This is a genomic window from Cyclobacterium roseum (assembly GCF_010119225.1).
Lineage (GTDB): Bacteria > Bacteroidota > Bacteroidia > Cytophagales > Cyclobacteriaceae > Cyclobacterium > Cyclobacterium roseum.
This window is the reverse complement of sequence record NZ_WNKF01000008.1, coordinates 134,163-155,990: the sequence shown is the minus strand read 5'-3', so window position 1 is coordinate 155,990 and position 21,828 is coordinate 134,163. Positions and strand designations below refer to the sequence as shown.

General features: G+C 45.3%; 23 protein-coding genes. 5 read left to right on the top strand and 18 right to left on the bottom strand.

Annotated elements, in window-relative coordinates; genetic code table 11:
- Positions 1-25: 25 nt before the first annotated feature.
- Genes dtd through GJQ68_RS13070 form a run of 4 tightly spaced genes read right to left on the bottom strand, consistent with a single transcriptional unit; the run spans position 26 to position 2,158 of the window.
- The gene (gene dtd / locus GJQ68_RS13085; RefSeq protein WP_162417707.1) at positions 26-478 is read right to left on the bottom strand and encodes a D-aminoacyl-tRNA deacylase; all 453 of its coding nucleotides are present in this window, start codon (positions 476-478) and stop codon (positions 26-28) included.
- Positions 475-1,197 carry a Rossmann-fold NAD(P)-binding domain-containing protein gene (locus GJQ68_RS13080; RefSeq protein ID WP_162417706.1) on the bottom strand — a complete coding sequence of 241 codons (723 nt, stop codon included), beginning with the start codon at positions 1,195-1,197 and terminating at the stop codon, positions 475-477. The genes dtd and GJQ68_RS13080 overlap by 4 nt, the downstream gene beginning before the upstream one ends.
- Positions 1,194-1,610 (bottom strand): YkvA family protein, encoded by a 417-nt coding sequence (locus GJQ68_RS13075; protein ID WP_162417705.1) that lies wholly within the window; start codon positions 1,608-1,610, stop codon positions 1,194-1,196. Before GJQ68_RS13075 ends, GJQ68_RS13080 begins: the two co-directional genes overlap by 4 nt.
- A gap of 26 nt (positions 1,611-1,636) precedes the next feature.
- Complete coding sequence (locus tag GJQ68_RS13070) at positions 1,637-2,158, bottom strand: DUF7935 family protein (RefSeq protein WP_162417704.1); 522 nt, start codon at positions 2,156-2,158, stop codon at positions 1,637-1,639.
- Between the two features lie 110 nt (positions 2,159-2,268).
- Here GJQ68_RS13070 and GJQ68_RS13065 point away from each other — a divergent pair, with 110 nt between their 5' ends.
- Complete coding sequence (locus GJQ68_RS13065) at positions 2,269-2,583, top strand: HesB/IscA family protein (RefSeq protein WP_162417703.1); 315 nt, start codon at positions 2,269-2,271, stop codon at positions 2,581-2,583.
- A gap of 26 nt (positions 2,584-2,609) precedes the next feature.
- Here the strand turns inward: GJQ68_RS13065 and GJQ68_RS13060 are convergent, their stop codons facing one another.
- The 4 genes from GJQ68_RS13060 to GJQ68_RS13045 are packed head-to-tail and all read right to left on the bottom strand — an operon-like array spanning position 2,610 to position 5,252.
- Positions 2,610-3,071, bottom strand: coding sequence for a DUF4268 domain-containing protein (locus GJQ68_RS13060; RefSeq protein ID WP_162417702.1), 462 nt, complete (start codon positions 3,069-3,071; stop codon positions 2,610-2,612).
- Positions 3,072-3,077: 6 nt separating this feature from the next.
- Entirely contained in the window at positions 3,078-3,443 is a 366-nt protein-coding gene (gene folB, locus GJQ68_RS13055; protein WP_162417701.1) for a dihydroneopterin aldolase, read from the bottom strand.
- Positions 3,443-4,300, bottom strand: coding sequence for a DivIVA domain-containing protein (locus GJQ68_RS13050; RefSeq protein ID WP_162417700.1), 858 nt, complete (start codon positions 4,298-4,300; stop codon positions 3,443-3,445). Before GJQ68_RS13050 ends, folB begins: the two co-directional genes overlap by 1 nt.
- 37 nt (positions 4,301-4,337) lie before the next feature.
- Positions 4,338-5,252, bottom strand: a complete 915-nt coding sequence (locus tag GJQ68_RS13045; protein WP_162417699.1) for a WD40 repeat domain-containing protein — start codon at positions 5,250-5,252, stop codon at positions 4,338-4,340.
- A gap of 43 nt (positions 5,253-5,295) precedes the next feature.
- Here GJQ68_RS13045 and GJQ68_RS13040 point away from each other — a divergent pair, with 43 nt between their 5' ends.
- Both GJQ68_RS13040 and GJQ68_RS13035 read left to right on the top strand, forming a co-directional pair.
- Positions 5,296-5,925 carry a 4'-phosphopantetheinyl transferase family protein gene (locus GJQ68_RS13040; protein WP_162417698.1) on the top strand — a complete coding sequence of 210 codons (630 nt, stop codon included), beginning with the start codon at positions 5,296-5,298 and terminating at the stop codon, positions 5,923-5,925.
- 36 nt (positions 5,926-5,961) lie between these two features.
- Positions 5,962-6,540 carry a redoxin family protein gene (locus GJQ68_RS13035; protein WP_162417697.1) on the top strand — a complete coding sequence of 193 codons (579 nt, stop codon included), beginning with the start codon at positions 5,962-5,964 and terminating at the stop codon, positions 6,538-6,540.
- On the opposite strand, the gene GJQ68_RS13030 is transcribed toward GJQ68_RS13035, so the two are convergent.
- Positions 6,537-7,385: a transglutaminase-like domain-containing protein gene (locus GJQ68_RS13030; RefSeq protein WP_162341862.1), complete on the bottom strand. Its 849-nt coding sequence runs from the start codon at positions 7,383-7,385 to the stop codon at positions 6,537-6,539. The genes GJQ68_RS13035 and GJQ68_RS13030 overlap by 4 nt on opposite strands.
- 98 nt (positions 7,386-7,483) lie before the next feature.
- Positions 7,484-8,284, bottom strand: a complete 801-nt coding sequence (locus tag GJQ68_RS13025) for an N-acetylmuramoyl-L-alanine amidase family protein (RefSeq protein WP_162417696.1) — start codon at positions 8,282-8,284, stop codon at positions 7,484-7,486.
- A gap of 63 nt (positions 8,285-8,347) precedes the next feature.
- On the opposite strand from GJQ68_RS13025, the gene GJQ68_RS13020 reads away from it, so the two are divergent.
- Complete coding sequence (locus GJQ68_RS13020; RefSeq protein ID WP_394351312.1) at positions 8,348-11,116, top strand: putative LPS assembly protein LptD; 2,769 nt, start codon at positions 8,348-8,350, stop codon at positions 11,114-11,116.
- A gap of 204 nt (positions 11,117-11,320) precedes the next feature.
- On the opposite strand, the gene GJQ68_RS13015 is transcribed toward GJQ68_RS13020, so the two are convergent.
- The 6 genes from GJQ68_RS13015 to aroB all read right to left on the bottom strand — a co-directional run bounded on the left by GJQ68_RS13015 (position 11,321) and on the right by aroB (position 17,853).
- Positions 11,321-12,538: an arginine deiminase gene (locus tag GJQ68_RS13015; protein ID WP_162417695.1), complete on the bottom strand. Its 1,218-nt coding sequence runs from the start codon at positions 12,536-12,538 to the stop codon at positions 11,321-11,323.
- A gap of 60 nt (positions 12,539-12,598) precedes the next feature.
- Entirely contained in the window at positions 12,599-13,447 is an 849-nt protein-coding gene (locus GJQ68_RS13010) for a prephenate dehydrogenase (RefSeq protein WP_162417694.1), read from the bottom strand.
- A gap of 7 nt (positions 13,448-13,454) precedes the next feature.
- The gene (locus tag GJQ68_RS13005) at positions 13,455-14,603 is read right to left on the bottom strand and encodes a pyridoxal phosphate-dependent aminotransferase (protein ID WP_162417773.1); all 1,149 of its coding nucleotides are present in this window, start codon (positions 14,601-14,603) and stop codon (positions 13,455-13,457) included.
- Entirely contained in the window at positions 14,603-15,430 is an 828-nt protein-coding gene (locus tag GJQ68_RS13000; RefSeq protein WP_162417693.1) for a prephenate dehydratase, read from the bottom strand. The genes GJQ68_RS13005 and GJQ68_RS13000 overlap by 1 nt, the downstream gene beginning before the upstream one ends.
- A 108-nt stretch (positions 15,431-15,538) precedes the next feature.
- Positions 15,539-16,765, bottom strand: coding sequence for a 3-phosphoshikimate 1-carboxyvinyltransferase (locus GJQ68_RS12995; protein ID WP_162417692.1), 1,227 nt, complete (start codon positions 16,763-16,765; stop codon positions 15,539-15,541).
- A gap of 50 nt (positions 16,766-16,815) precedes the next feature.
- Complete coding sequence (gene aroB, locus GJQ68_RS12990; protein WP_162417691.1) at positions 16,816-17,853, bottom strand: 3-dehydroquinate synthase; 1,038 nt, start codon at positions 17,851-17,853, stop codon at positions 16,816-16,818.
- Here aroB and GJQ68_RS12985 point away from each other — a divergent pair.
- Entirely contained in the window at positions 17,825-18,010 is a 186-nt protein-coding gene (locus GJQ68_RS12985) for a hypothetical protein (protein ID WP_162417690.1), read from the top strand. The two genes, aroB and GJQ68_RS12985, sit on opposite strands and share 29 nt — an antisense overlap.
- A 3-nt stretch (positions 18,011-18,013) precedes the next feature.
- On the opposite strand, the gene GJQ68_RS12980 is transcribed toward GJQ68_RS12985, so the two are convergent.
- The gene (locus tag GJQ68_RS12980; protein WP_162417689.1) at positions 18,014-19,120 is read right to left on the bottom strand and encodes a chorismate mutase; all 1,107 of its coding nucleotides are present in this window, start codon (positions 19,118-19,120) and stop codon (positions 18,014-18,016) included.
- Positions 19,121-19,394: 274 nt separating this feature from the next.
- Positions 19,395-21,623, bottom strand: coding sequence for a beta-galactosidase (locus GJQ68_RS12975; RefSeq protein WP_162417688.1), 2,229 nt, complete (start codon positions 21,621-21,623; stop codon positions 19,395-19,397).
- Positions 21,624-21,828: the final 205 nt, after the last annotated feature.

The following is a 21,828-nucleotide window of genomic DNA, read 5'->3' as shown; positions in this document are numbered from 1 at the left end:
CCTATTAATGGGGGACATACAAGGATTAGACTTTATTTTTAGAATCAAGGAGAATGGTCACCGGACCATCGTTTATCAGGGAAACCTGCATGTCTGCACCGAATTCACCCGTTTCTATAGGTTTACCCAATTGTTGGCTCATTTCTTTGATACATGACTCATACAAGGGAATCGCGATATCCGGTTTGGCTGCTTTGATATAAGAAGGTCTGTTTCCCTTCTTGGTACTGGCATGAAGGGTAAATTGACTGATTAGCAATACCTCTCCATTACAGTCCAGGATACTCCTATTCATTACGCCTTCCGTATCTGCAAAAATCCGCATCTGTATCGTTTTACGGCTGATCCACTCCAGGTCTTCCGTTCCATCAGCTTCTTCGATTCCCAGCAGTACCATCAGACCAGACCCGATGGCAGCACGTTCCCTGCCTTCAATATGTACTGCTGCCTGAGAAACCCTCTGAATAACTGCTATCATACACCCATGCCATGCATTTCGGAAGACGTAATCGTCTCGTTACCTGTAATATCTGCTTCACCATCTTTGACCAGCATGGCCCGGGCTACCTGATGACCGTAAATGGGTTTGTATTTTTTCAATATCCCAAGAAAAGTAATTCCTTTCATCAGTATCTTGCCTACTTCCTCCCCAAGGCGATTTTCGTTTCGCTCTCCCAGCAAAAGGGAGGGTTGAAAAATGCCCAGGTAGGTAAAGTCCATCCGTTTCAGGTCGTTTTCTACTTCTCCCTTTACCTTACTATAGTAAATAGACGATCCTGCATCAGCGCCAAGAGCACTCACGTAGTAAAATCGTCTGGCACCGATTCGCAACACCATGCGTGCATAGCCTATTACGAAGTCATGGTCTATCTGATAAAACTTTTCTTTGGAACCGGCTGCTTTAATGGTCGTCCCCAAGGCACAAAATGCCGAAAGTTGTGCCGACTCCGTTTCCAGACTTTTGATCAAAGGCTGAAAGTCACCTCCACTGTTTTGAATGCGAATTGCTTCTATGACATTTACGCGGTCCAACTCCTTAAAATCTACCTTGATTTGAACCAGTTTTGGGTGCTTGAGAGCTAGGTCCCTTCTACCGAAAGATATGACCCAGTCGTAAGCGGCGTTTTGAAATAACTGATGCAACAATTGCATCCCTACCAATCCGGAAGAACCGGAAACCAGTGCCACCTTGCTCATAATTGCCGGTCGTTTTCCCATTCCAGAAAGCGCTCAACATCTGATTGGATGCTCTTAAAAATGGCTAATAAAACGGTAATGTCATCCACATACCCGATAAATGGAATAAAGTCCGGGACCAAATCTGTAGGAAGGGCAAAATAAAAGAGACCCAAGACCAACAAGCCCAGCGAGCGGCTGGAAAGACCGGTGTATTGTTTATTGAGATGCGCTCGTATCATCCTGATGAATACTTCTACCTGGTATTTCACCTGTGCAAAGGTGGGGTTTTGCGAAAGCTCCTGCCATTTTTGGCTGGCTTTTGCCAGCAACGCACGTAATCTTCGCTCCGTGGTAGCAATATGCATGGCCCGGTTAAGGTAGATTGCTTTTGCCCTTTCAAAGAAGCCTTGCTCTTGAGTGGATTTTTGCATAGTTATGTATACGATTTGTACGAGTATTAGTAATACACTCGGATTTCATCCTTGATTCTTTTTAGTGCCAGGGCAATAATATCCTTTTCCTGCTCTAATGCAAACTGAAATATTTTTTTTGCCAGTTCCAGGCTTTTTTCGTTCCCATCTACTTGCTGGTAAGACCGATTGATGAGGGAAAGCGTCTGCTCCACAGCCGTTCGAACGGACTCCCAGGTGTCGTCCGAAAAGTATACCTGCTGAGATAGGTTATGATTAAATTCATTCCTGACTTCTTCTACCAGTCTGCTGTGCAGCTCTCCGGCGGTGAATCCGGGTTCGTTTATCCTGCGAACCAGATTATTTGGCGAAATGCGCTCCATCAGCAGACACAACCGCTCCCCTGCCTGCAAACGCATGGGAAGCAATAATTCCGTATTTTTTGTTTTTAAATCAAGCCATTTCATTTCTTTTTCCTTCTTCAAAAATGATACCGCAATGATAAACATACCATAAATTACCAATCCGGCAGGAAGGACTATACTCGCTATCTGTATCAGGGATTCCATTCGATGCTGTTTTAAATCACAATATCCAAAATATTGTCAATTTATGCTATGTCCGTCTGCATTTCTCTGGTATTTTTGAACCATTCTCAAAAGTTTGGCATTTTCTGAACATGCGGATACCGATTCACATTACATCCCGGGCACTGAGTGAGATCAAAAACATCATCACCAACAAGAATATCCCTGAAAGTTATGCTTTACGGGTAGGGGTCAAAGGCGGGGGTTGCGGAGGTGTATCCTATGCACTGGGTTTTGACCAGAGCCGGGAAGGAGATCAGCAATTTGACGTGGAGGGGCTCTCTGTATTAATTGAAAAAAAGCACGTCATGTTTTTAATGGGCATGCAGGTAGATTTTCATGAGAGCAATGAGGCCCGGGGCTTTGTATTCACCAATCCTGAGATACCCAAAAGACACGATGCCTAATTTGAATGGCTAGAGACTTTCCGCCTTCAACCTAGTCCTTCAAAGCCATATTGTGCCTGTGACCAAAAGGCATCTAATCCAATGATACGTGGCTTCAAAAAAGAAATGATTTCAGGCCAATCGTTTTTATCCAACACATTCACACCCGGCAAGCATTTTTCCACCTTATAACCAGCATCTAACGTGTCTGCTTCCCTGGAAGGCAGCCAGGTCCAGGATTCATCCAGTTCATTTTCCAGTAATTTCCGTAAAGAAAGAAGCTGTTCAAAAAAGATTTCTCCGATGTCCGGGTCAGGATGCCGTATTTCGATGGCAACACAAGCCCCATCCCTCTCGGCAGACATGCGGAAATAAATGTGGCGTACTCCAGTTTTATAATTTTTCCAATTTACAGGTGTACCTTCAGCAGAGGGCACCGGCTTCATATATCCACCGAATGCGGTCCAGAACTCCTGCTTTAACTTGCTGACCTCGTTTTTGGTGTACATGCAATTTTATTGGTAGTCCTGTGGATAGTTAACTTCTACCACCGAGTAGTTTACCACTCCCCCAAGTGCGGGATTGTGCTTTTTTATGATCACACAGATCTTTGTGGTGTCCGGATACACTTTTAATATATCCTGAATCATCAAGTGGGCCAGGTGCTCCAGTAATTTTACAGGGACCTGCATGTGACCTTTTGCGATCTGATAAAGTTTAAAATAATCCACGGTTTTCTTCAGGTCGTCATGAAGCATTGCCTGACGAAAATCCGTTTCCACATGCACGTCTACTGTGAAACGGTTGCCCAATTTTTTTTCTTCGGAAAAAACACCGTGATAGGCATGAAACTCAATCCCTTCCAACGAAACCTTACCCATCAGTCAAACTGGTCAAAAAAAGATCCTGACTGCTTCTTTTCGGTTTTGTCTTCGGAATCGTTTCTTTCCCGAACGGGATCTTCCTGCTGACCTGGAGATTTGGGCGGTACCTCTGAGGAGTCTATTTCAGAAGGTTCTACATCTTGAGCTGCCGGGGAGGCTGGTTCTTTCTTGGAAGCATCGGCAGGAACGGGTTGCTGCCAGGAGTAAGTTGAAGAAGTTTCCTCGCTGCCTTCAGATGGACTAGCCCTTTTAGACTCCCTGCTCAGGGAGGAATAATAAGAATCTTTCCGTTGCAGATCCTTCACCATCCGCGTGTGGGCTCCGGCATCAATTTCACTAAAATCATCTTGTACCGTTTTCACATTTTCCAGGGTTTCCGCAGCCGTTTTTTTAAGGTTTTTCAATAGATAATCTCTTTGAGATTGCAATTTCTCGTAATTATCCACGAGCAATTGCACATCTTCTTTCAGATCTTCGATGATATTTTTGGCTTGGGACTCCGCCTGATCAACCACGTTTCTCGCTTTATTTTTAGACTCTGCATTGAGTGCATCTGCATTCATTTGGGCCTCTTTCAGGATAAGCTCTGCTGTTTTATTAGCTTGTTCGATGATACTGGCACCAGTATCTTCAGCAGTTTTGAGGGTTTTAAACAGGGACTGCTCCACTTCCCGTAACTTGGACGCTTCCTTTTCTGCCTGTTCGTATTTGGCTTTCAGCGCATTTTTTTCTTCTATCAGTTTTTCCCATTCCTGAGAAAGGTAATTCATAAATGCCGCTACTTCCTCTTTGTCGTATCCTCTGAAATTTTTCTCAAAGGTCTTTTGGCGGATATCCAGGGGTGTTATTTTCATCTCGTTGTTTTTAAATCCGCTGCGTTAACGGCGGAATTCATTGGCTAATGTGTATATCCCAAATCGATATGGTTTTATCATCGCTGATAGCAACCACCTGATCCTTATAGTCCGTCCAGATTACTTTATTTATCGAAGTACCATGCCCTGCATGCCTGGCCTTATCGATTACTTTTAGCAATTTATATTCGGATGCGTCCCAAAGTTTGATCGATTTATCCATGCTACAAGTTACAAAATACCTTCCGTCTTTTCGAAAAGACAGGTAATTGATGGCATACATGTGGGCCGCCACACTGGACAGCTGGCTAAAATCAGTGGTATCCCAGAATTTAAGTGAGGCATCCCTGCCCCCACTTATCAGGGTTTTGCCATTCGGGGCATAATCCAGGGCAAATACCGAATTGCTATGTCCTTCCATTTTGGCAACCGGCTTCCATTCTCTCCATTCAAACACCGTTACCTGATGATCACTGGCCCCCACACTGAACTGCCGGCGAAGCGGATCTACCGATAACACCCGTAATGATTTATCACTGATTTTCAAATGCTTAAGGGGAGAACGGGCCTCAATATCTAAAACCACCAGCACGCCATCCCCAGTGGCAACCAAAAGCATGTCATCTACCACCTTTAAATCAAATATCGCACTGGAGGTGATTTTCAGGGACCAAGCCTCTTTATTATTTGTCAGATCTATCGCATGAACTCCTTCAAAATTATGGCCAATAAAGAGTAAGTTCCGCTTTTTGTCGATGGCAAGTGCGTAAACAGAATGGGGTAGTTTTGCTAATAAAATTCCATCCTTTGGCTCTCGGAGATCCCATCCGACCACCATACCATCCCCCGAACCCGTGTAAAAAAGCTCCGGAGACACCCCCTCGCACAGGGCAAAGACAGAATGGTTATGACCTCGTAATGTGTGGAGTTTATTTACTTGAATTTTTGGCATATATTGCAATCTATCTTTATCACCCAGCTCATTTTGAGTAACCATGCAAACAAAAATAGAAAAAATTAGCCCTTTATCTGCTTTTGCTGTCAACAATATTCAGGAATCCAGTACCCATCCAATGGACTTTTTAAGCTTTCGTGAAAAACTTTCCCTGGCCAATATTAGCCACCTCCAAAAAAAAATGGAATGGAAAGGAGCGAGACTGGCCATAAAGCTTGCCCTGGAAAGCATTCAACTCCCTTATCCGGGCTTTTACAAAGACTCCCATGGAAAATCACACACCATGGACGGATATGGTTTTGTTTCCCTTACACACCATGGCGATCTGGCAGCCGCCATCTTTCACAAGGAAATGCCGGTGGGAATAGATCTCGAAAAGGTGCGGGAAAAAACCGTTCCTCTTGGAAAAAAATACCTGGACCCGAAAGAAATGGATTTTTTAGGTAAGGACCCTTACTTGTATTCGCTGGCCTGGTCGGTGAAAGAAACCATTTTTAAATGCCAGGGCAGGAAGGGCATCAGCCTACGCCAAAACATCTTGCTGCAGCCCTTTACCCGAAACGAATCCGTGATCAAAGGAAAGATATACGGGACCGATTTTGCGGACCACCACTATTCAGTCAAAGTCATCTCCGAAAATGATATCATTCTTACCTATACCATCTGGTGATTTTTTTTATCTTTGTTTAATTAAAAAACTTGTTCCATGCGACGTTTTGGATGTTTTCTGGTTTACTTTTTTTGTGTTTCCCTGGTCTGGGGACAGAGAATGGCTAGCATAGAACTGATAGATGCCTTTTCAGGACAGCCTGTGTCCATATCGGAACAAAGTTCCGCTGCGACCATGGTTTTTATCGTTAACAGCCTTAATTGTCCCTATGCGAAGCTATATGAAGAAAGAATTCTAAACCTGCATCGGCAATATTCAGGGGAAAATGTGTTTTTCGCTCTTGTTAATCCCCATTCCTGGATGGAAGAGGAAAATCAGCAACGCATGCAACAGCTAACCTGGGCCCGAGATGCAGGAATTCCATTTCTAATGGACAGCGAGCAGGAATTTACCCGGCAAACGGGTGTAAGAAAAATTCCCGAAGCCGTGGTCATCTCCTCCGGGCCGACGGGCTATTCTATCGCTTACAAAGGTGCCATTGACAACAACGCGCAGTCCCCGGCTAGCGTTTCCGTTCAATACCTGGATAATGCAATCGAAGCCGTTTTGTCGAGAAAAAGGCCCGGACCGGCCGTTACCCGGGCCGTAGGATGCAACATCCGAAGCATCCTCTAATCCCTATCGAGAATTTCAAGCAATCCCTTAATTTCCTTGCTCTTATCAACCTCGCCAATTTTATCAAAGGCAAACACCAGGTTTCTTAGCATTCTTCGGATGATATCCGTGTTTTCACAGGGCTCATAATAGGCTGGCTGAGGTTCCAGTTTAAGGTGTTCCAGGTAATTATTAATATCCTGCCGGGTAAAAATCAGCCCTTTGTTAAAGGCGTTTATATAAAATTTGAATTTACCGGATTTATACGTTAGCACGAAAAGGTTTGGAAGATTGACACCATAAATGGGTAATCCGAGTTTTCTGGCCACCAATAGATAAACGGAACAGAGACTGATGGGATTTCCCTTCTTGGTTTCCAAAACAGTTTTAATCATGCTGTTTCCAGGACTATGAAAATTCTTGGTGTTCGCTGAAAACTTCAGGTCATTGAACAATACATTGTTGATTAGCTTAATTTTATCATAAACCGAAAGCTCATTTTTGAAATTGGTCCAAACCTGAAAATAAATTTGCTGCATGATGGCATTTAACTGCTCGAACTCCAATTCGGGGTACAAATAGGTGTTGATGATCCAGAGCCCTTCAAGTAGTTCTTTTTCCTCCGAGTTTTTCCATTCTTCCAGGCGTTGCCGAAGCAGGTTTATCTGCAGTTCGTGTACCAGTTCCTCTATTTCTTTTTGCAACTCGGGGTTAAAAGAGCTTTCCCATTTGTTTTCCAAAAAGGGGATCACATCATTCCCCAGTGAAATGATCTTTCCCCTGACGTGATCCTTGATTTCCTGGTCGTTATCATCCAATAAGGAAACCAGCGCGTTTAATTCCTTGTCTGTTAGCTGACTGTCCATCAAATAAAGTACTTCTAAATTTTACTTACCCAAGGTACTATTTTTTCTTAATTTCTCCTTGGGTCTGCCCTTCTGGCCGTCCTGATAGCACTCCCATTTTACAGGGATTCGATCTCTTCTTTGTAAGCTTTGATCGCACGGAAAATGCCGGATGCAACATAGGTTTGGCCGCTTTTACTGTTTAGATAGCGCTCCTCACTATTATTGGAAAGGAAACCCGCCTCGATCAAAACACTGGGCATGCTGGTGGTCCACAACACATAAAAGGGTGCTTGCTTTACCCCCCGGGAATGTCGATTAACACGTGTGGAGAAGTCGGTTTCAATTTTCTCGGCCAGGGATAAACTGTTGGAAAAATAAGCTTTTTGCATCAGGTTAAACATCATATAGGATTCAGGAGACTGGGGGTCAAAACCCTCGTAATTCTCCTGATAATCATCCTCCAGCAAGATCACCGCATTCTCCCGTTTGACAATTTCAAAATTGGCGTTGAAATTTTTGTTTCCCATAACAAACGTTTCCGTGCCATGAACCCGGGAAGAAGAGGTGGCATTGCAATGGATGGAGATGAAAAGATCAGCCCTGTTCCGGTTGGCGATATTGGCCCGCTCCTTCAATTCGATAAACCTGTCTGTGGTACGCGTATAAATCACTTCTACCTCCGGCAATAATTCCTCCACGTAGCCCCCCACTTTAAGTGCCAGGGCCAGGACGACGTCTTTCTCCCGGGAAATAGAACCGATCGTTCCTGGGTCTTTTCCTCCATGCCCCGCATCAATAACGATTCTTCGAAGTTTAAACTCTGTTTTTTTCTCTCCTACCCTGGTAAAAGCGCAAAAAACAAAGGCCACAGAGAGCAATGAAATTAAAAGAATATTTTTCAACCTGGTTCGTTCCATAAACGTTAATAACCTTAACTTTACGCAAAATTTAGAAATTTTTAAAGCAAACAGAAATTATCGGTGCATTATCTTACCCGCGCTTTTCTTTCCATAGGTATCCTTACGCTTTTTGGGCAGGCGGTGTTTGGTCAGGAAACCGAAAAAGGCAGCTCCGGCGAATTGGAACTAGCCGCACCAGATAGCCTGGGACGACCAACAGTGGAATCCGATACCCTGCTTCCTACCCTTCCCGATAGTATCCTTCAGATATCCCCCGAAGAACTGGACGCTGCCATCCAGGAAGAAATCGGAGATATAACTACCACTATCAATTATTACGCCGAAGACAGCATTATTTCTGATTTTGCCCAAAACAAAGTGTTTTTGTATAAAGGAGCCTGGTTTGAATACGGCAATATCCGGCTGGATGCCGATTACATCATCATTGACTGGGAAAATTCAGAGTTGTTTGCCTCCGGTCTGGAAGATAGTACCGGAGTAGCTCAGGGAAACCCTGTCTTTAAAGAAGGCAACAGCACCTACGAGATCCGAAAGCAGATGCGCTATAATTTTAAAAGTCAAAAAGCCATCATATCCGATGTGGTGACCCAACAGGATGAAGGGCTGCTACGTGGAGAAACCGTAAAGAAAACCAAAGATGGATCCGTATACCTGAGCAATGGTTTTTACACAACCTGTGATCTGGTCGAACCGCATTGGCATATCTCCTCTTCCAAAATCAAGTCCGTTCGCGGCAAACACGTGGTTTCAGGACCTTTTAACCTCTATTTCAATAACATTCCGACTCCTTTGGGACTTCCTTTTGGGGTCATTCCGGATACGCCGGAAGAACAAACCTCCGGGATTATCTTCCCCTCCTACGGAGAGGAACAGCGACGTGGCTTTTTCCTTAGGGACTTTGGGTACTACTTTGCGTTCAATGATTACGTGCATACCCGGGTGACGGGAGAAGTCTTCTCTAAAGGAGGCTATGGACTGAAAACAGCCTCCGTTTATAATAAAAGGTACCGATATAGAGGCGGGCTGAACATCGACTACCAGAAATTTCAGAGCCCTGAAACAGCCGAGCAACCACTGGAATACGACGCCTTTTGGTTTCGCTGGAATCACAACCCAGAGACAAGAGGCAATTCCCGCTTCTCGGCATCCGCTAACTTTGGAACCAAATCGTATAACGATAATATTTTGAATCAAGGGAATTTTCAGCAAAACCAGCAATCTGACTTCTCTTCCAATATTTCCTATAGCAAAACCTTTACCGGCACCCCCTTTAGCATGTCTGCTAACCTCCGGCATTCTCAAAATCAGGTAACCGACGAAGTAAACCTACTGCTTCCGGATGTGGCAGTAAATATGAACCGGCAAAACCCCTTTCGAAACATTCGCTTCGAACCCCTGAAAACCTTGAATGTTGCCTGGAATTTTAATGCCCAAAATTCGATTAACAACCGGATTACACCGGAATTGGGAGTGGACCCCAACTTGCAACAACAAATTGAGGAGCTGGGACAACCTACTGCTCCGGATGTACTGCCTTTTACCTTTGCCAATCTCCCGCAATTGCTCCGTGACGCGGACAATGGCTTTCGACATACCGTCCCCATTTCTTCTAATTTCAGTCTCTTCCGCTTTTTCACAGGAACAGCTTCCATGAATTTTACTGAAATCTGGTACCTTGATCGGATAAATTACTACTATAATCCTGCCGAAGAACGGCTGGATCGCATACTCGAAAACGGCTTCAACCGGATTAATTATTACAATTCCTCCTTTAACCTGTCAACCAATGTTTATGGCTTCTACACCTTCAAGCCGGGTTCAAAAATCGAGGCCATCCGTCACCACATGCAGCCTACTTTTGGCTTTACCAGTACGCCGGATTTTTCGGATCCCAAATACGGATATTACCAGGAAGTGCAAACCAACAGCAGCGGCCGCATGCAACGACTTTCCCGCTACCAGGGCTTTATTTACGGAGGAGCCCCCATGGGTGAATCCAAGGCCTTGACTATCAGTATCCGGAATGTGGTGGAAGCCAAGGTGAGAACCGAAAGCGATACGGCAGAAGCCGAAACCAAGAAAGTACCCATCCTTCAAACCTTAAACGTGTCGACCGGGTACAACTTCGCCGTGGATTCCTTCAATCTGGCTCCGTTGAATTTCAACACCCGAACCTCGCTTTTTGACAAGAAATTATCGGTAAACCTGAATGCAAACTTTGACCCTTACGCCACCAGAACTTTCACCAATGGAGAGCAACAGGTGACGCGCCGAGTCAATGAATTTGCCTGGAAAAGAGGACAAGGTCTGGGTACCATCCGCAGTGCCTCCCTGAATATCAATGGCAGCCTCAACCCCAGTAAAACAGAACAATCCCCGGGAGAGGTTCGGGACGAACTTACCAATGAATTTTTAAATCAGGGAGGACAAATGGATGAATTTGTGGAAAACGAAATCAACCGGATCGCCAATGACCCCAGCCAGTATATTGACTGGTCTATCCCCTGGAACATGAACTTCAGTTACAATCTTAGTTACCGCAAAGCTACTACCGGGTCAACAAACATTACACAGGCAGTCAATTTATCCGGAGATCTGAGCATTTCGGAAAAATGGAAAATCAATTTCAACTCCGGCTACGATCTGGCCGCAGCCAAGATCACCCAAACCATGATCGGTATTGCCAGGGATCTGCACTGCTGGCAAATGAATGTCAATTGGGTACCTTTCGGCAGATTTACCTCCTACAATATCGACATACGCGTAAAATCCAATATATTGAGAGATCTAAAAGTATCCAGAAGACGGTCCTTTTTTGATAATTTTTGAGAAATATTCCGCTTTAGTGCCAGAATTGATCCTAAAGATCGCTCCTACCAAAAGCCAATTTTTCCTGTTAACTGAGTTCGATTTTAATATTGGACAATTTGATTCGTTTGAACGGCTTTGTACTTGATTCCGGGCTTTTAGAAAAAAATGTTCAACCCTCCAAGATGGAACTGCCATTCCGTTTTTCAATTCCAATATGGCCTGTCAACCCACAGGATTTCTGCTGATAGGCATACTCATGCACCTGGGGCCTCCCAAACCACGGGATAACTCCGAGGAAGGCATTTCCAGCACCTCCACGCCAAATTCGCGTAGGGCCCTATTCGTATGCTTGTTCCGATTATAAGAGATCACGGTTCCGGGCGCAATGGTAAAAACATTTGCGCCATCAAACCATTGCTCCCGGAGTGCATATTCCTGGTTTACCTTATCTGTTCCAATAATCTCCAGACCATGAATCTCTCTTTTTAAAATTTCCCGTAAGGGTTCTTTGACATGCTGCCGCTTGATATGCACCTTGTTTCCATCGTCTTCCTTTCGGGTATACAATAGTATCTGCTGTACGGATTGAATGGCATCGGGGTAGGTCAACACTTTGTTTTGATCCAGAATGGTAAACACCGTATCCAGATGCATAAAATTCCGTTTTTTGGGAAGGTGGACTTCATAGACGCGCTCCACACTACCGGAAGCAATGAGCTTTTTAGCGACATGGTAAATGGCCTTTTCTTCTGTCCGTTCGGAACATCCTATCGCTACGGCCTTTTCATTTAAAATGATGACATCTCCCCCCTCCAGCGATGCCGGGCTGTTGTGTGTAGTTGGTGGATAGCATTTTTTGATTTTGTCCTTGAACAGGGGGTGATTTTCAAAAATCATGCGAACCATGTTTGCCTCCCGTTGTCGTTCGGGTAGTCTCATCGAAGAAAATAGCACCCCGCCGGGTACGATGGCAGCGGTATCTCGCTGAAAGTACAAATTGGGGCAGGGAGGAATCAGGAATGCTACATCCAGTAAATCTACCAGCGAACGGGAACTCAACTTACCCCTAACTTCATGTACCTTGATACCCGAAATAAGGGCCCGGGTACAGTCGGCCACCGACAAAACGCCCAGCAAATCACTGGCGAGGTGTTCCAATCGTGAGGCGGCCAGGGCCTCCCGCATCAATGTCTGCAAAAGTTCCTTTTGACTCAGAATATCGCCCAACAAATCTTCGAAAAAATAAATCGTTGCCCCACAACTGTCTCGAATCAGTCGGGTAAACACATCGTGCTCCCGCTGCATCTCCTCCAGGTAGGGAACCTCCTCAAACAATAACAATTCTTTGTTATAAGGGGTCAGCCGGTCAATTTCCTTTCCGGGACGGTGCACCAATACCTCCCGAAGGGATTGGAATTCTGAATCAATGTTCAACTGCATATTAATAAAATTACAAAAAAAATCGAGGTAATTTTATCAATCGGAAAAAATAGCGGCTTATTAATCCTTTAAATCTAAAATATCTCTGATTTTGTTTGCTTCGTTCATTTCCGAATTCAATCCGGTTTCGTCTCCATCTGCAATGAGTTGACGAAAGTGAGAGAGGTGTTGAATGTAACTGTCCAAAGCCTCTAATACATTCTTTTTGTTTTCAAAAAAAATGGGTGCCCACATATCCGGGGAACTCTTAGCCAGGCGGACGGTGGAAGCAAAACCACTGCCAGCCATATCAAAGATGTTTTTTTCGTCTTTGGTCTTATCCAATACGGTTTTTCCTAGCACGAAGGAAGAAATATGGGAAAGATGAGAAACGAAAGCCAGGTGCAGATCATGTTCCACCGGATCCATAAACCGAAGTTTCATGTTCACTGCTTCGAAAACTTCATACGCCAGGCCCTTCAGGTGTACATCTGTCTTTTCCATTTCGCAAATGATCAACACCTTGCCATCAAACAAATTGACTTCGGCAGCCTTAGGACCGGAATTTTCAGTCCCAGCAATGGGGTGAACCGCCAGGTACTGCGCCCTTTTGGGATGGCTGCTCATCTTTTGGCAGAGTTCATCCTTGGTAGAACCGAAATCCATTACCAGGGTACCCGGTCCTACCTGAGCCAATGTTTTGTCAATCAGAGAATACAAGGCATCTACCGGAGTAGCGACGACTACCAGTGAGGTATCTGCATCAGGCGTTTCGAGCTTTTTACTGATCAACCCCATTTCGTAAGCGGTATTCAGGTGTTCCGGATTCTGGTCAAATCCTGTCAGTTCCCACCCGGGAAGGGCTTTTTTTATTGCCAGGGCAAAGGATCCTCCTAGTAATCCAAGGCCAATTAGGTGTACTTTTTTCATTTTGCTTCTAATTTGCAAGTCTATTCAATGCTTCCTTTATGTTTTCTTCTTTAACGCAGAGCGAAAATCGAACATAATCCGTTCCCCTGCTTCCAAAAATCTCTCCCGGACTGATGAAAATATCTTTTTCGTACAATAGCCGATCCACCAGCTCGAGTGCGGAAACGGATGTAGGAACTTTCGCCCAAACAAACATGCCGGCACCTCCCGGCTGCACCTCCAAGCGCAAAACGCTTGCCATTTCCAACACCAGCTTCTTTCTTGTTTCGTAAATGACGTTCATAGAAGTAATCCAGGCCTCGTCCAGATTTAAAGCGGCAATGGCCCCTTCCTGAATTCCCAGAAACATACCGGAATCCATATTACTTTTGACACGCAATACGGCCTGCAGGTAATCCCGCCTTCCCGCCAACATGCCTACACGCCAGCCCGGAATATTGAACGTTTTACTGAGAGAATTTAGCTCTATTACCTGGTCTTTAGCCCCGGGTAATTCCAGCATACTTTTCGGTTGATCATTCAGAATAAAACTATACGGATTGTCGTGAACCAGCAGTATGGAATTTCTTTTGGCAAAGTTGAGTAGTTTGCCAAAGAGCTCCCGGCTGCCACTTGCACCGGTGGGCATATGGGGATAATTGACCCACATCAGCTTTACTTTCGTTAAATCCATGTTTTCCAATGCCTCCCAGTCAGGTTCCCATTGATTGTTCTCCAGCAGGTCAAAATATACCGGCGTAGCATTTAGAAGCCTGGTTACGGAAGTATAGGTAGGATAGCCCGGGTTCGGCACCAGCACTTCATCGCCTTCATTCAAAAACGCCAGGGAAACATGCATGATCCCTTCTTTCGAACCCATTAACGGGAGAATCTCAGATTGCGGATCCAGCGAAACACCGTAGTTCCTGGAGTAAAATTCCGCCATGGCCTTTCTCAACCGGGGAATACCCTGATAGGATTGGTATCCGTGGGCTTCCGGTAGATCTGCTGTTTGTTTGAGAGCCTCAATTACCCGAGGGTCGGGCGGTAAATCAGGGCTTCCGATTCCCATATTGATTATAGGCCTGCCTGCTTCCCGAAGCTGCTGTACTTCCTTGAGCTTTTTGGAAAAGTAATATTCCTGAACTTCTCCCAGCCGGTCCGAATATCCCTTCATCATTTTCTGTTTTGGTATTCACCTAAGATTTTAACTGCTCCGTACTTTGCCTCTATCTGCTTCATGGCTTCGCCGAATTGATTTTTATCAGCAATGAGGGTATCTATAAAGAAGGTGTACTCCCAGGGCTTACTCATGACTGGAATTGACTGGATCTTGGTTAGGTCCAGATCGAATTCACTCATCACGGTGAGCAGTTTAGCCAGAACACCTTTTTTATTTCGCACGGTTATTTTCAGGCTTGCCTTGGTAGGAGGCGTTTTCAGTACCGGTTTTTCCTTTGACAAAATTATAAAACGAGTGAAATTGTTGGCAACGGTTTGGATATCCCGGGCCAATATTTCCAATCCATAAAATTCAGCCGCTTTGGTACTGGCCACCGCAGCCAAACCGTTGATTTTTTGTTCGGCGATTACCTTGGCAACATAAGCAGTATCCACATCGTCTACCGCTTTGATGTCAGGATGCAAGGCAAAAAATTGCTTACACTGCAAAAGCGCCATGGGATGTGACCGGGCTTCCCGAATAGCTCCCAATTGCTGGCCGGGAAGTGCCATCAGATTGTGCGAAATGGGCAGGTAATGTTCGTCGATTACAAATAAGGCATGCCTGTCTATAATATCGTAGTTAGGTAGAATAGCTCCTGCAATGGAATTTTCTATGGCCATTACCGCATAGTCTACCGTACCCTCTTCCACGCTGCGGGCAACTTCCTCGAACGTATGAAAACCAGCCACTTCCAATTGCTCGCCAAAATACTGTTGGGCAACCTGATGATGAAAGGAACCCAACACACCCTGAATGGCTACTTTTACTTTTTTCTCCAAAACCTGTTGTTTTTTTTTTGACTGTTTAATAAACTATAATTCCCTAATAAAGAAAGCTTCAGAAAATGCCTAACGCAAAATACTTTCGTTTGGCCCATAAATCCCATGCTACTCTCCGATAAGGGGCTGTATCCCAAGTAGTTCGCAATGTTTCCAAAAACTCGGATAGGATTTGTTAACCACTTCCGGATCTTCAATTTTCAACCGTGTTCGGGTCATCAAAGGCATAAATGCCATGGCCATCCGGTGGTCATCGTAGGTGTGTATGTTCACGGTTTCCGGTATTTCCCGAGCAGGTAGCAGCGTAAACACATCGGATTCCTTTTCTACGAGTTGGGCGCCGATTTTTGCCAGTTCCTGCTGCAAGGCATAAATTCGGTCTGTCTCCTTGATTCTCAAGCTCTCCAATCCCAAAAAATGAGAGGTTTGTCCTGTCAACGCACAGGTCACGGCCACGGTTTGGGCCAAGTCCGGGCAATGGGCAAAATCAAACGACGGTAAGCCCAACACCTCTGTTTTTTGCAGGCGAACGCCTCCATCTTCAAAGGTGCTTTTTACCCCGAGCTGCTCCATAATTTCCACAATCCGGGCATCTCCCTGCAGGCTATCCGCTTTTAATCCTTCCAGAAACAACTCCCCTGACCCGGCAACAGCTAGCAGGCTAAACCAATAGCTGGCTCCCGACCAATCACTTTCCACCGAGAAGGAAGTAGCTTGGTATGACTGAGGGTAGATCTGAATTCGATTTCCTTCAAACGAGTAAGCTACCCCAAAGGCTTTCATCAACTCCAAGGTCATGGTGATGTAGGTAACTGATCCCACTTTACCTGTCAGGTTCAGGGTCAACCCCTGGGGAAGCAAGGGAGCGTTCATGAGCAAAGCCGATATATACTGGCTGCTCACATCTCCCCGAATACTGATTTCAGTAGCTTTTTGCCCTTCAAACCCCTTGACTCGTAAAGGTGGGTATCCTTCCTTCCCAAGGTATTCGATTTCAGCGCCGATTTCCCGCAAAGCATCCACCAGAATTCCAATCGGACGCTCACACATTCTGGGGGTGCCGGTTAGGGTCTTTATTTTGCCGTTCAGCGCTGCATAGGCAGTTAAAAACCGCATGGTGGTACCTGCATCCAACACATCGTATACTTCGGGATCCATATTTAGCAGGCGAATCATGGTCTGGGTATCCCTGGCCTCTGCCAGATTGGAAAGGATATTTTTACCCTTTGTCAGGGCATCAATGATCAATACCCGGTTGCTTTCACTTTTGGATGATGGCAGGGGGATTCGGATTTTTCCGAAAGCGTTTTTTAAGGGTAGTTCTATCGTTTTCATTTATGAAATGCGGTCTGGTAGGAACAATTAAATAACCGGTTACTAAATAGTTAATTATCCAAACTATTGTAATACTCCAATGCTTCTATTACGGCTTCCTTGCCCACCACTATATTGAAGTCACAGGTACCGATTCGTTTTAATAAGGAAAAGTTTAATGATTCACCATCATTCTTCTTATCTTGAAAACAGCGCTTAATGATCGCATCAAAGTCTGCATCTGCAATCGAAATTTTCCCATAAATTGCCAACAACTTCTGCTCTATGCTCTCCAGATCTTCCTTCGGCATGCGTAAGAATTTGTGAGAAAGAAATGCTTCTGTCAGCATGCCTATGGCGATGGCTTCGCCATGCAGCAGATGATAGGGTGAATCCAGGTAATGAGATTCAACGGCATGACCGATGGTGTGCCCAAAATTGAGAATCTTTCTGAGTCCATCCTCCTTGGGATCCTTGTCCACTACCTCCCGTTTGATCCCTACGGACACGGAAATAATGTCTTTCCACTGCTGATTTTGCCAATTTTCAGTTTTCAGGCTTTGAAAGTAGTTTTCATTTCGAATCAGTCCGTGTTTGATCACTTCTGCATATCCCGAACGCAATTCCGCCTCGGGCAGGGTTTCTAAAAACTGATCACTAATCAATACTCCTTCCGGTTGATTGAAAATACCGATGTGGTTTTTAAACCCGTTGAAATCTATGCCGAGTTTTCCTCCCACACTGGCATCCACCTGCGAAAGAAGGGTGGTGGGTATATTGACAAATCGGATCCCTCTTTTATAGGTGCTGGCACAGAAGCCCCCCATGTCACCGGCCACCCCTCCGCCGATATTAACGATCAGGGATTTCCGGTCCAGATTCGTTTCCGTCATCCATTGCCAGATGCCCTGACAGCTGTCCAGATTTTTATACTTCTCTCCCGCCTCAAACGCATACATGGAATGCGTGGGGAGTTCATCAGATAGAATAGGGTAGCAGTGATTGATGGTATGGCTGTCCATAATCAAGCCCAATTTCGAATATTTTTTGGTGCTCAGATAGCGCTGTAAATCTTGCGCAATGTTGGAAGAAAATATAATTGTTTCCAAGGCTGGTTTTTTTGGTAAAGATAAAAAATTAAACCCGTTTTATTTTCCAGAAATTAATACATCAAGCTTGCGGGCTGACACGGATATTCCTATTCGCGTTGCCGAACTACTTTCAAAAGCCAAATGCACCCTTTCTCCTAAAATAAAACGGGTTTAACCGCTAAACAGACTTTCCGGAAGGTTGTTGTTCCCTGAGTTTTTTCTCTTGCCGTTTTACCGATTCTTCGTGAATGCAATAAAGTAACTCCTTCATAAACTTCTCGCTTAGATTTTTGCCCATTCCCTTCTGAGTTCTGGAATCCATCACCTGTTTCCAGCGGTCTGCCTGAAATACGGTCAGGTTATGCTCGCATTTGTGAGCTCCTATCTGGTCAATAATGGAAAAGCGTTCTGCCAACAAGTCCAAAAGCTGATCATCCAAATGGTCAACCGCATTTCTCAGGTCCTGAAGCTTTTCGGTAGGATGTTCCCTTTCAAGGGTATGCTTGAAATCAATCTGGTCAAGAATTTCCCGAAGTTGACGCGGAGTAACTTGCTGCTTGGCATCACTCCAGGCATTGTCCGGATCGTGATGCGTTTCGATCATTAGTCCATCCAGGCCAAAGTTAATCGCTCGTTGTGAGGTTTCCAGAATCCCGGTTCTGTTTCCTACAATATGACTCGGGTCGTTGATTACCTGCATCCCTTTCCATAACCTTTTTAGGTGAATGGGCATGGACCAGTTGGGCTTATTACGAAACTTTTTGTCATAAGCATCACTGAAACCCCTGTGGATCGCCGCCAGTTTGTTGACCCCCACAGCTTGTAGTCTTTCCAACGCCCCTCTCCAAAGCTCCAGATCGGGATTCATGGGGTTTTTAACCATTACCGGAATGTCCACGCCTTTCAAGGCATCGGCGATTTCCTGCACGGCAAAGGGATTAACGGTAGTTCTGGCTCCAATCCAAAGGATGTCAACGCCGTGTTTCAAGGCGGACTCTACATGAGCGGCATTTCCTACTTCTGTGGTGATGGGAATATTGAGCTGATGACGGACAATTTCCATCCATTTCAACCCGTCTTCTCCGATACCTTCAAAACTTCCCGGTCTGGTTCTGGGTTTCCAAATCCCGGCCCGGAATACATCCGGAACAGCGTTGGCTTCTTTCATGTCTACACAAACCTTTTCGATTTGTTCGGGAGTCTCTGCACTACAGGGTCCGGCAATGATCAGGTGCTCTTTGTCCAGGCCCAGGCCCCAGTCTTTCGTTTGTAAGTGATTTTCCATTTTTGATTTTTAGTTAATAAAAAAGCCCGACTCTCTCGAATCGGGCTTTAAGTTTGTTTATCTTTAGTTATATTTTTTCAAGACAATACGCAGCTCCGATTCGGCCTTGGGGTCGAAAGTAAAAGTAAAAAAAGCTAAAATAGGTAGCTGCAAATTTTTTCATGCGTCAAATGTAATCTTTCCCAATTTAAAAATCAAACAGTTATTCTTTTTTTTAACGCCAATAATTGAATTTTACGCCACTTTATTCCATGCCCAAACTTTTGCACTATTTCTATTTCCGTGAAAGCAGGTAATACAAGCTTTTGAAATGGGCCCCAGAAACCTCCACCATCCCTTTTTCGAATATCAGTTGCCTATCAGTAACCCTTCCGTCGTGATCTAAAATCCAAATATCATAATCCTGTCCTTCAGGCAAACCAAGCCTGAGATCTACCGGCTCCAGCAATAAGGGAGAAGTGCCTTTTGCCTCTAATACATCCCCCGACGCGTTGTATTCCATACCGGTATTTCTCGCCCGGGCGACCGTAGTCAGCAAAATACTATCCGCTTCCTGAAGGTCTTTATTTGCTTGCAGGCTGGTAATGAGAATCACGGCAAACTCGTTGGGGGATTCAATGGTCCAACCTCCCAGTGATACGGAGGTATCCGGCATAAATCCAACCAGTCCCTTGCTCCCCGGAGCATCTATCGTAAAATAACCCGTATCGAAATTCCATGCCAATTCCCCCGTTACTGATAACAGCATTTGTTGGAGACTATCCCTATAAAGCGATAAATCAGGAAGCTGCGTATCCTCCGGCACATCCGTAAACTCCAGAGGCACTTTTCCTATGGCAAGTGAAGCAGGTGAAAGGGATCCCGAAAAACGTTTGTCATCATAGCCCTGCGCTACTTTTTCCACAAAACCCGGCATTTCATTTTCAAGTGAACAAATATGCACTTTCCTACTGCCCAGTACCGGACTCTCCTGAAGATCCCCGCGATACACCATCCGGGACAATGCTGGATACAACCCCATGTGAAGCGGGCTGGTTGCGTTGTATACTCCGTGATTGGCTGATTCCAGAAGTAGAGAAAACCGGGGAATATCCACGGCAAAAGAAAAGGATGCATCCCAACCCTGCAACCCCATGCCATAGGCCGCCACAAGGGGTGCTGCTTCTGCTGTCCATTGATTAGGCACCAAACTCATCCATTCGGAAAAGGAAAAAGGCCGGTCGCGGACCTGCTGCATGCCAGTGGACAACAGGCCGGAACCGGGATTTTTCAGCATGGAAGTGTTTTTAACCGGACCGGTTGCTAATTGGTGCCCTCCGGCACCTCCACCAAAATAGTTGTGCCGGTCGATCATCCCAACCAAATAATCCGCATGCACATTATAGAGATGGGAGATTCCGGATCCAGCTTGCCAACAAGAGCCCACAATTACGCCCTTGTAGCCCGTGTCCCTAACCGCCTTTTCAAACTTCCGGTAATAGGCCACTTGCTGTTCATATAAAAACCGCATTTTGTCCATTACATGCACGGGCATTTGTTGTCCACTTTCTAAGGCGGTTTCATATTCCTTGCTGAAAAAACTATGGTTGGGTTGAGGATAAATGTTCTGCTGTTCCAAGGATTCACTTTCGGGAATAGTTACACTCCCCCAGGCTTTTTCCAGTTGCTCCTGAGTACCGTATTTGGCTTGTAGCCATTGGGAAAATTGCCGGCACAGCAAGGCCCTGTAAGTGGGCGCCTGCTCCAGGGATCTTTCAATGGCACTCCAAAAAATATTATCCTCATTCTGAAATTCCACAAAGGCCAAAGCGGGATCCTCCGCATACCGCAGGCCGGTGTAAGGGTTGGTGCGGTTCAGCATGTTTACGGTCAGTGCAATGTTTAACTCCTGAAGATCCGGAGCAAAATTTACCAGGCTGGAAGTGCTCCCATTTAGATGCGACCAGGGGTAGCTCAGGTTTTTTACCTCCTGGTAGGCTAGCAGGCTACTGCTATCTCCGGGCAATACCCGGTGGCCATAAATGGCTGACCATCCCGTGTAGATGCCCTTTTCCTTTAACCGCGCGTGAAAATAATCCAGACGTTCAAATTTCTCAGGCTGAGGAATTACAGAATACTCCTCGTCGGTCGCATTCCAGGTAAATTTGTGAAATCGAACCGCGTTAACACCATATTTGGCAAGGAAATTAGTGAAATCATTTGCGGCTCCCCGGTTTGGAAAAGCATTGCTACCATTAATGTTGGTCCCCCAAAATTTAATAGGCTTACCGTTTTCAAAGACCAGTTGCTCCTTCTCCATCTGAACGAACCCATGTTTTCCCGCCGGAGCATCCAACCAGCTTTCCATGCCAATAACCCCTGATGCATGGGTATTTTCGGGCACAAAAGGAAACCAATCCGTCTCATTACCCACCTGCTTGTATCCCCAGGAAAGGTGAATGAGTGCCCCGATACCCAGCAGGCCTAAAACGAAGATTACTGTTGTCCTACGATGCTTCTTCATCTGTTTATATTTATTTTTCAGATGTCACATGCCCGCCCGGATGACGCCAGTCGGACGGGGAATCTCGCATGCTATAATCATCCCTCTGTGTGTCGATCTCGTCCTGCCTGTCTGCCTCAGGCAGGCTTAATTTCATGTTTCCCTTCTAGTTATAATCAAAGCGAATCCGATCTCACTTTTGGTTTAAAGGCAATTCTAATTCAGA

What these genes read in the sequence shown, in the direction of transcription:
- dtd (WP_162417707.1), bottom strand. Translation starts at nt 478, where the DNA reads ATGATAGCAGTTATTCAGAGGGTTTCTCAGGCAGCAGTACATATTGAA.
- GJQ68_RS13080 (WP_162417706.1), bottom strand. Translation starts at nt 1,197, where the DNA reads ATGAGCAAGGTGGCACTGGTTTCCGGTTCTTCCGGATTGGTAGGGATG.
- GJQ68_RS13075 (WP_162417705.1), bottom strand. Translation starts at nt 1,610, where the DNA reads ATGCAAAAATCCACTCAAGAGCAAGGCTTCTTTGAAAGGGCAAAAGCA.
- GJQ68_RS13070 (WP_162417704.1), bottom strand. Translation starts at nt 2,158, where the DNA reads ATGGAATCCCTGATACAGATAGCGAGTATAGTCCTTCCTGCCGGATTG.
- GJQ68_RS13065 (WP_162417703.1), top strand. Translation starts at nt 2,269, where the DNA reads ATGCGGATACCGATTCACATTACATCCCGGGCACTGAGTGAGATCAAA.
- GJQ68_RS13060 (WP_162417702.1), bottom strand. Translation starts at nt 3,071, where the DNA reads ATGTACACCAAAAACGAGGTCAGCAAGTTAAAGCAGGAGTTCTGGACC.
- folB (WP_162417701.1), bottom strand. Translation starts at nt 3,443, where the DNA reads ATGGGTAAGGTTTCGTTGGAAGGGATTGAGTTTCATGCCTATCACGGT.
- GJQ68_RS13050 (WP_162417700.1), bottom strand. Translation starts at nt 4,300, where the DNA reads ATGAAAATAACACCCCTGGATATCCGCCAAAAGACCTTTGAGAAAAAT.
- GJQ68_RS13045 (WP_162417699.1), bottom strand. Translation starts at nt 5,252, where the DNA reads ATGCCAAAAATTCAAGTAAATAAACTCCACACATTACGAGGTCATAAC.
- GJQ68_RS13040 (WP_162417698.1), top strand. Translation starts at nt 5,296, where the DNA reads ATGCAAACAAAAATAGAAAAAATTAGCCCTTTATCTGCTTTTGCTGTC.
- GJQ68_RS13035 (WP_162417697.1), top strand. Translation starts at nt 5,962, where the DNA reads ATGCGACGTTTTGGATGTTTTCTGGTTTACTTTTTTTGTGTTTCCCTG.
- GJQ68_RS13030 (WP_162341862.1), bottom strand. Translation starts at nt 7,385, where the DNA reads ATGGACAGTCAGCTAACAGACAAGGAATTAAACGCGCTGGTTTCCTTA.
- GJQ68_RS13025 (WP_162417696.1), bottom strand. Translation starts at nt 8,284, where the DNA reads ATGGAACGAACCAGGTTGAAAAATATTCTTTTAATTTCATTGCTCTCT.
- GJQ68_RS13015 (WP_162417695.1), bottom strand. Translation starts at nt 12,538, where the DNA reads ATGCAGTTGAACATTGATTCAGAATTCCAATCCCTTCGGGAGGTATTG.
- GJQ68_RS13010 (WP_162417694.1), bottom strand. Translation starts at nt 13,447, where the DNA reads ATGAAAAAAGTACACCTAATTGGCCTTGGATTACTAGGAGGATCCTTT.
- GJQ68_RS13005 (WP_162417773.1), bottom strand. Translation starts at nt 14,603, where the DNA reads ATGAAGGGATATTCGGACCGGCTGGGAGAAGTTCAGGAATATTACTTT.
- GJQ68_RS12995 (WP_162417692.1), bottom strand. Translation starts at nt 16,765, where the DNA reads ATGAAAACGATAGAACTACCCTTAAAAAACGCTTTCGGAAAAATCCGA.
- GJQ68_RS12985 (WP_162417690.1), top strand. Translation starts at nt 17,825, where the DNA reads ATGTTGGAAGAAAATATAATTGTTTCCAAGGCTGGTTTTTTTGGTAAA.
- GJQ68_RS12980 (WP_162417689.1), bottom strand. Translation starts at nt 19,120, where the DNA reads ATGGAAAATCACTTACAAACGAAAGACTGGGGCCTGGGCCTGGACAAA.
- GJQ68_RS12975 (WP_162417688.1), bottom strand. Translation starts at nt 21,623, where the DNA reads ATGAAGAAGCATCGTAGGACAACAGTAATCTTCGTTTTAGGCCTGCTG.